Origin of the sequence: Streptococcus sp. 53 (assembly GCF_013276565.1) — a bacterium.
In the GTDB taxonomy this organism is placed as follows: Bacteria; Bacillota; Bacilli; order Lactobacillales; family Streptococcaceae; genus Streptococcus.
In genome coordinates this window covers 1-6,263 of the sequence record NZ_VMLG01000045.1, presented here as the reverse complement: position 1 = coordinate 6,263, position 6,263 = coordinate 1, and the positions used below count along the sequence as shown (strand labels likewise).

The 6,263-nt window shown below is 38.5% G+C and carries 15 protein-coding genes; 14 read left to right on the top strand and 1 reads right to left on the bottom strand.

Annotated elements, in window-relative coordinates; translation table 11 throughout:
- Nucleotides 1–191: 191 nt before the first annotated feature.
- Together HT722_RS10085 and HT722_RS10080 are read left to right on the top strand one after the other, a co-directional pair.
- Entirely contained in the window at nt 192–458 is a 267-nt protein-coding gene (locus HT722_RS10085) for an HTH domain-containing protein (protein WP_061369489.1), read from the top strand.
- Nucleotides 459–647: 189 nt separating this feature from the next.
- A complete protein-coding gene (locus tag HT722_RS10080) occupies nt 648–809 on the top strand; it encodes a hypothetical protein (RefSeq protein ID WP_173278847.1) in 162 nt (53 codons plus the stop codon).
- Here the strand turns inward: HT722_RS10080 and HT722_RS10075 are convergent.
- A complete protein-coding gene (locus tag HT722_RS10075; protein ID WP_173278846.1) occupies nt 783–1,106 on the bottom strand; it encodes a hypothetical protein in 324 nt (107 codons plus the stop codon). The genes HT722_RS10080 and HT722_RS10075 overlap by 27 nt on opposite strands.
- 202 nt (nt 1,107–1,308) lie before the next feature.
- Here HT722_RS10075 and HT722_RS10070 point away from each other — a divergent pair, with 202 nt between their 5' ends.
- From HT722_RS10070 to HT722_RS10015, 12 genes are all read left to right on the top strand, one after another.
- Nucleotides 1,309–1,497: a helix-turn-helix transcriptional regulator gene (locus tag HT722_RS10070; RefSeq protein ID WP_173278845.1), complete on the top strand. Its 189-nt coding sequence runs from the start codon at nt 1,309–1,311 to the stop codon at nt 1,495–1,497.
- 78 nt (nt 1,498–1,575) lie between these two features.
- A complete protein-coding gene (locus tag HT722_RS10065; protein ID WP_173278844.1) occupies nt 1,576–1,887 on the top strand; it encodes an excisionase in 312 nt (103 codons plus the stop codon).
- A gap of 12 nt (nt 1,888–1,899) precedes the next feature.
- Complete coding sequence (locus HT722_RS10060) at nt 1,900–2,226, top strand: hypothetical protein (protein WP_173278843.1); 327 nt, start codon at nt 1,900–1,902, stop codon at nt 2,224–2,226.
- Between the two features lie 16 nt (nt 2,227–2,242).
- The gene (locus tag HT722_RS10055; RefSeq protein ID WP_000196747.1) at nt 2,243–2,386 is read left to right on the top strand and encodes a hypothetical protein; all 144 of its coding nucleotides are present in this window, start codon (nt 2,243–2,245) and stop codon (nt 2,384–2,386) included.
- Between the two features lie 105 nt (nt 2,387–2,491).
- Nucleotides 2,492–2,671, top strand: coding sequence for a hypothetical protein (locus HT722_RS10050; RefSeq protein WP_173278842.1), 180 nt, complete (start codon nt 2,492–2,494; stop codon nt 2,669–2,671).
- Nucleotides 2,668–2,853, top strand: coding sequence for a hypothetical protein (locus tag HT722_RS10045; RefSeq protein ID WP_000746960.1), 186 nt, complete (start codon nt 2,668–2,670; stop codon nt 2,851–2,853). Before HT722_RS10050 ends, HT722_RS10045 begins: the two co-directional genes overlap by 4 nt.
- Before the next feature lie 18 nt (nt 2,854–2,871).
- Complete coding sequence (locus tag HT722_RS10040; protein WP_173278841.1) at nt 2,872–3,009, top strand: hypothetical protein; 138 nt, start codon at nt 2,872–2,874, stop codon at nt 3,007–3,009.
- A 10-nt stretch (nt 3,010–3,019) separates the two neighbouring features.
- Nucleotides 3,020–3,784: a phage recombination protein Bet gene (bet, locus tag HT722_RS10035; protein ID WP_173278840.1), complete on the top strand. Its 765-nt coding sequence runs from the start codon at nt 3,020–3,022 to the stop codon at nt 3,782–3,784.
- A gap of 1 nt (nt 3,785) precedes the next feature.
- Nucleotides 3,786–4,859, top strand: a complete 1,074-nt coding sequence (locus HT722_RS10030; protein ID WP_173278839.1) for a DUF1351 domain-containing protein — start codon at nt 3,786–3,788, stop codon at nt 4,857–4,859.
- Nucleotides 4,860–4,895: 36 nt separating this feature from the next.
- Nucleotides 4,896–5,411, top strand: a complete 516-nt coding sequence (locus tag HT722_RS10025) for a hypothetical protein (RefSeq protein ID WP_173278838.1) — start codon at nt 4,896–4,898, stop codon at nt 5,409–5,411.
- Between the two features lie 222 nt (nt 5,412–5,633).
- On the top strand, nt 5,634–5,966 hold the full coding sequence (locus tag HT722_RS10020) for a helix-turn-helix transcriptional regulator (RefSeq protein ID WP_173278837.1): 333 nt from the start codon (nt 5,634–5,636) through the stop codon (nt 5,964–5,966).
- Nucleotides 5,966–6,263 (top strand): RusA family crossover junction endodeoxyribonuclease (locus tag HT722_RS10015; protein ID WP_173278836.1); only part of this gene is annotated, 298 nt, incomplete at its 3' end. The genes HT722_RS10020 and HT722_RS10015, both read left to right, overlap by 1 nt.

Sequence of the window (6,263 nt, the reverse complement as noted above, 5' to 3'; positions counted from 1 at the left end):
AGTCGTGGGAAAAGTTTGAAGAGTAAAGGAGAAAGAATGATTGAAAACAAGAGAAGAGAAAGGAGAGCGTATGACAGACTTTAAAAATTTAGATTGTCAATTCATCTTTCAGGAATTCAACCGATGATTATACAGCTGTTAGTAATAGCTTTATTAACAATCCTGCGCTAGATTTTACAGCTGTTGGCATTATGATGGTGGTGCTGGCTAATCACCCAAACTGGCAAGTCTATCCAGAAGAAATAGCTAAACGAAAAGGTGTTAGTCGAGACACAGTTGATAGCTACTTCAAAATATTAGAAAAAAATGGATACCTACGAATTGTAAAAAAAGGCATGGGACGTGGTAAAGGAGTTCGTGTTTTCAGATTTTTCTCAGATGTAAAAATATCCGATTTTCAATTTGAAATCATGAAACAGAGATTGAATGAAAGTATATCTAAGTTATCCACAGGCTAGAATTTACATTTCCGATTTTTACAAATCTGTATTTTACAAATCTGTATTTTACAAATCAGAAAATTTAGGCACTAATAAATACTAACTAACAACAAGTATTAAATAACAATAAATATTAACTAACAACAAGTCCTACTTCTCTTAATAAATAAAAGAGAGGGTAGAAAAATAAATACAAAGGAGAAGGAAATGAGACCAATAGGATATCGGCTTAATGTTGAAGTTTCGGGTATTGAAGAACTAAAGGAAGCCTGTAAAGAAGTATCAAAAAAAGCCGAAGAATTGCAAGAAGCAATCGACCGACTTAGTATTATTGAAATTGAATTAAAAGCCAAGCCTGTCAATGATTAGACTTTCTGTAGCAGTAGACAACATTTCTTCCCAAGTAGAGAACTTGGTTTGTTCAGAAACGAATGTATCTAGGATTGTTTCATCAGCTTTTTCAAGTTCTTCGTTACTAGAAATTTTTTCTGGGCTAGACAGCAGAAATTCTTCTATGGTTGAGAAGTTTGTGTTTTCTAACATGAATTTATTAGGAAATATTTCATCAAAAGAATATTCATGTGTTCCTGCAAGGGCTTGAGCATTCTTTGAAATTTGCTTGAGTTCTTTAGCTAACTCATCTAATCCGTTCATTTTAAAAGACATATAGTTTTCCTCCTTTCTATTGAGATTTTGACTAAAACGGTGAGAGGTCCTAGTCGCACTTTCATTGTATGATAAAAAACAATGTTTGTCAATATATGGTGTTTTTTCGAAAGATACGGTCACAAAAGGCACAATATGTTGTAAAAAGACATACAAAGAAATAAAAACTATAAAAATAAAGTCAGATAAGGAGGAAAAACCCATGCTCTGGGAAAAAATATCTGAAAAACTTTCAGAGAAAAATTGGACAGTTTATAAACTTTGTTTAAAAGCTGGTGTTGGTACAGCTGGGATTTATCGTTTAAGGGATGGAGTGGTGAAAGATTTATATTTTGATACGGTCAAAAAAATTGCTGACGCACTGGAAATCAGCATAGATGAACTAAGATAAAACAAAAAAGCACCTGACGGCAATCAGGCGCATACTTAAATATTCAACATGATTATAACACGAAAGAGAGGAAATTGCATGCCGAAAACAGAAATTACTTATAAGCCAGTTGATGCGGACGAAAAAGCTACGCATGGTGATTACAAGCATCTTTGTCAGAGGTGGGAAGGATTGACTCCAGGAACTGCAAAAGTCTGGGCAGGTGAAATGCGAGAACATCCAGACTTCAAGCAGTTCATCGATAACCCAACTCATAAAATTGTATTTATCGATTATGAAGGATTTCGCATGTTCGTCAAATGGAAAAGTCGTAATCGCTATCGTGCGAAGAAAGAAACTTTATCAGAAATGCTTGAGAATATGAAAAAAGAAAAAATGTTAGGAGTATAGGGGAGAGAAGAAATGTTTGAACCACCATTAGTTAACCAATTATTAGGAACTGGCGCAGTGATTTTAGGATTTATTAGCGCAGGTATTCTAGCTCATCAGTTAGAAAAGCAAAAAGAGGAAGAAAGACGATTGCAAGAAGAGTATGATACGCAAGTGATTAGAACTTGTAATGAATTGCTTGAAATGGGTCGTGAGATTGAAAGAGAACAAATCCGCAAGAATGTCCGCAGAGAGTTCAAGGGCTTCACATTTGACAACGAACCGCCTCAAGGATTGCGACCTGAGCCATTAGCCTTACCAGAACCACGAAGATCACGCTATGCAAAGTATTTGGGATAGAGCAAAGGAGACGCAAATGACCAGAATTGAACTTGAAAACCGTGTGTGGCTTTTGGCCAATCATGAAGAAAAAAACGAATTACTGGATCTTGGGCTAACATCCAAGGCCAGATATGTGAAACGAGTGCTTGAACTTGGAAAGGTGTATGCTCATGTTTGATTACGACAGAGACATAATGCAACCGCCTGAAGAACGTGAAGAACTCGACCCAAGCGAGTACATCTATGTTGGATGTGGGCAGTATCGATACGTGGGTGATGAAATATGATCCAAGAGCTACACACAGAAATCGACAATTGGCGGTCTGACTATATCCATCTCGGCCGAGAACTCGGAGAAATCATCAACGACCAACAGGATATTATTTTGAAATTGCAAACCGAAAATCGACGCTTAAAGCGTGAAAATTGGAATCTTAAGAAGACGAAAGGAAGAAAGAAATGAAAAAACGATTATATTACAAAAAATGGAAACAAGAATTGAGAGAGGCAATGAGAGAAGAAATTGATGGCGATTATCTAACCGAGAAAATGGTTAGAAAAATGAGTATTAGCGATATGTCACACTATTTGAACCGATTAGCATTAGAAGAAGCTGGATACTGTGGAACAATGTTTAATTACTAAAAGAAGGATGGGAATAAAATGAGTTACGAACAAATATCAGAATCAACATATTTTCAAAATGTAGAACACTGGAACCGTTTTGCTAGAGAAGTTAGAGAATTTGGCGGTCTAGGAATTTGTGACGATGAAACAGGCGAAGAGCTTTACACAATTTAAGGAGAAGAAAATGACAAATAATCAATTAGCGACGCAGACAAAACGCGACATTACTACTGACCCAAGTTCATTGACTGGGGCAGACATTAAAAAGTATTTTGACCCACAAAACCTACTGACTGAAAAACAAATAGGTCAGGCTCTAGCCTTATGTAAAGGTCGCAATCTTAACCCATTTGCTAATGAGGTGTACATTGTGGCTTACAAAAATCGTAATGGAGGCACAGAGTTCAGTTTGATTGTCTCTAAAGAGGCTTTCTTGAAGCGTGCCGCTCAATGTAAAGACTATGAGGGCTTTGAGGCTGGAGTAGTGGCAGTGGATGGCGAGGGCGTTATGCACGAACGCAAGGGGGCAATCATGCTCCCAGGGGACACACTGATAGGCGGATGGGCGAGAGTGTACCGCAAAAATTTCAAGGTACCTGTGGAAATCTTTGTTAGCCGTGAGGAATATGACAAGAAACAAAGCACCTGGAACTCTATGCCAGCTACCATGATTAGAAAGACGGCTCTGGTAAATGCTCTTAGAGAGGCTTTCCCTGAGGACTTAGGCAATATGTACACAGAGGATGACGGTGGAGAAACATTTGACCGTATCAAAGATGTCACACCTCAAGAAAGTCGAGAGGATGTCGTAGTACGCAAGATGGCTCAGATTGAACAATTCAACAAAGTACAAGAGGCGAATCACCCAGTTCCTGAACCTACTCAAGTTGAGGAGTCGATCCAGAGCGAACCGTTACAAGGCGAACTATTAGAAGAAATGGAGTACTAACATGCAAGAATTACAAGTTATTGATGATAAGAAAATCAATAAAATCTATGAAATGATTACAACAGATGAGCTTACTAGAGAGTCTTTTGAAAAAGACCTTATAGAGGCTACTGAAAAGTACAAGGACTATATTCCTACAGCTAGCACTCTCAAAGACGACAAGGCAAAGCGAGCTGAATTTAATAAGCTAATTGAGTCTAAAAATCGTATCCGTATCGACACTAAAAACTTGCTATCAGAGACGGCTAACACATGGGATAGTTATGCTAAGTCAATTATTGAACCATTTGCAGCCGTAGTTAGTGAATTTGATAAAGGTATTAAGGAAATTGAAGAACATCAAAGACAACTAAAAATAGATACGGTTAAGAGTTACATAGCCAACAAATCGGCTGAGTACATGCTAGACCCTCGTCTATTTGACGAGAAGGCCCTTGAGTACATCAAGGCTGGCGATTTCATGGCTGACGGTGTTACGCTCAAGAAAGTTACGATGAAGTCGCTGGACGACATGATTACATTTGAGTATCAGAAGCAAGAAGAGTACAAGAAAACCATCTCAGCCATCTCAGGGCAATGTGCTGAGTACGGAATGACAGACCAGCCATATATTCGGATGTTGAAAGACATGACTTTGCTTGAAGTGCTGGAGCAAATCAAGGCAGATTACGCTTTTGAAAAGCAAAAGGAAGAGTTGAGATTGGCTCAAGAGCAAGCTGAACGAGAACGTGAGGAAGTTTTAACTCAACAAGAAAATGAACATCCAGAGTTTAGAACAATCCTTGGATGTCATATCGACGAGGAAACGCAAGAATTTGACCCAGAAACGGGCGAAATCTTAGACGGTGGGCAATTATCCCAAAACCCACAAGAAGCCGTCAGAGGGGCTGAAAATGGGTTAAAACGATATACCCAAAAAATGACCTTGGAAGTATATTTCTCCGACACGGAAGAAAAAGACTATTTCAAGAATAGCCTTGCGGATTTGGGATTTGAATACAAGAAAAACTACACTGTTCAAGGTTATCAACGAATTGAGCCGTTGACGCAGACAGAGCTTGAAACGAAATTATAGAAGTTTGGGATGTTATCAAAGGAAAGTGAGGAAAGAATGAAAATCTATATTGAACAAGATGACGTAAAATTGAGTTTTGAGAGAGCGCAGGAACTTGACTATCAAACCTTATTCAAAGCCTATCAAATGGTTACAGGGTCTGACGAAATTCTTGAGGATTTGAGTCGGAAAGAGCCTGGGGATATAAAGACAGTTTTAAAAAATGATGCTGAAAAAATAGCTGAAATCGATCATGTCAATATCAAAGAAGTCACAGACAGGTTTTCAGCAAAATTTAGCGGAAGTCCAGCGGTTTCTCAGAAACCAAGTGAGAAGGTAGATGTCGATTTACAATGCCCATTTTGCGGATGCGCGAAGCGGTGGAAAGTCCCGTCTTACTTTACATTCATGAATTTCCCTGACTGCCAAGGCTCAATTTTCTTGTCTTGGGCGACGGGAGTCAAAGGCGAATTGGATGACAATGGATTTTATTTCAGAGGGGACAGCCCGATGAAGTTCAAAGAGCAGACAGATGAATTCGAGGATATGTTTACTGTTGAAGAATCAAAATAACCAAACCCAACTATTTCCATTTTGGAAACAACTCAAAAACCAACAAGCCGTGCATTCTTGTAAAACTGCGAACTAGAAAATGCGTCAGTGACACTTATGTGACTTTGGATGAATGACGCAAAGAATTTCACTCACGCTTGCCTTGCTCACAATTTGGCAGGCGTGGGATTTTGGTGGAAAATATGGCAGAGATGAGATTATAGAACTGAATGAGGTGTTTTGATGAATAGACTAAAAGAATTAAGACAAAAAAACGAGATAACTCGAGATAAACTCTCACAAGAACTTGATATAAATTTAAGAACTATTCAACGTTGGGAAAACGGAGAAAGCCAAATCAAACCAAATAAAGCCCAACAATTGGCTGAATATTTTGGAGTAAACGTAGGTTATCTACTGGGATATGAACCAGAAGGTATGCCAAAGAGGTCAATCTATGGAGAAGTTTATTCAGCATTACTTAGAGTGAAATCTGAAAATCCTAATCATGATGACCGCGTGGCAATTCGTGAGGTATGTATGGAACTAATCGAAGCGACACTCGAGGGGTATTGATGAAAGAACGATTGATTTTAGAGATAGAACCTAAACCACAATCCAGACCCAGATTTGCAAAACGTGGGAATTTCGTTAAAGCATACGAAGAACAGGATATGAAAATCTGGCGTGATCATTGCCAGTTACTGATTGCTAAACAGTACGCTGGTAAGTCTATGCTTGAGGGAGCACTGAGGGCACGGATTAGATTTTATATCAAACCGCCTCAATATATATCTAAGGTCAAGAAGAACCGGCAAGCGCTACTGGATGAAGTTATGCCAGTAGACAAGAAGCCTGATATTGATAATTATG

Excerpts from the sequence above, each read along its gene's own strand:
- bet (WP_173278840.1), top strand. The coding sequence starts at position 3,020 with ATGACAAATAATCAATTAGCGACGCAGACAAAACGCGACATTACTACT.
- HT722_RS10050 (WP_173278842.1), top strand. The coding sequence starts at position 2,492 with ATGATCCAAGAGCTACACACAGAAATCGACAATTGGCGGTCTGACTAT.
- HT722_RS10025 (WP_173278838.1), top strand. The coding sequence starts at position 4,896 with ATGAAAATCTATATTGAACAAGATGACGTAAAATTGAGTTTTGAGAGA.
- HT722_RS10085 (WP_061369489.1), top strand. The coding sequence starts at position 192 with ATGATGGTGGTGCTGGCTAATCACCCAAACTGGCAAGTCTATCCAGAA.
- HT722_RS10075 (WP_173278846.1), bottom strand. The coding sequence starts at position 1,106 with ATGTCTTTTAAAATGAACGGATTAGATGAGTTAGCTAAAGAACTCAAG.
- HT722_RS10065 (WP_173278844.1), top strand. The coding sequence starts at position 1,576 with ATGCCGAAAACAGAAATTACTTATAAGCCAGTTGATGCGGACGAAAAA.
- HT722_RS10070 (WP_173278845.1), top strand. The coding sequence starts at position 1,309 with ATGCTCTGGGAAAAAATATCTGAAAAACTTTCAGAGAAAAATTGGACA.
- HT722_RS10080 (WP_173278847.1), top strand. The coding sequence starts at position 648 with ATGAGACCAATAGGATATCGGCTTAATGTTGAAGTTTCGGGTATTGAA.
- HT722_RS10030 (WP_173278839.1), top strand. The coding sequence starts at position 3,786 with ATGCAAGAATTACAAGTTATTGATGATAAGAAAATCAATAAAATCTAT.
- HT722_RS10060 (WP_173278843.1), top strand. The coding sequence starts at position 1,900 with ATGTTTGAACCACCATTAGTTAACCAATTATTAGGAACTGGCGCAGTG.
- HT722_RS10020 (WP_173278837.1), top strand. The coding sequence starts at position 5,634 with ATGAATAGACTAAAAGAATTAAGACAAAAAAACGAGATAACTCGAGAT.
- HT722_RS10045 (WP_000746960.1), top strand. The coding sequence starts at position 2,668 with ATGAAAAAACGATTATATTACAAAAAATGGAAACAAGAATTGAGAGAG.
- HT722_RS10055 (WP_000196747.1), top strand. The coding sequence starts at position 2,243 with ATGACCAGAATTGAACTTGAAAACCGTGTGTGGCTTTTGGCCAATCAT.
- HT722_RS10040 (WP_173278841.1), top strand. The coding sequence starts at position 2,872 with ATGAGTTACGAACAAATATCAGAATCAACATATTTTCAAAATGTAGAA.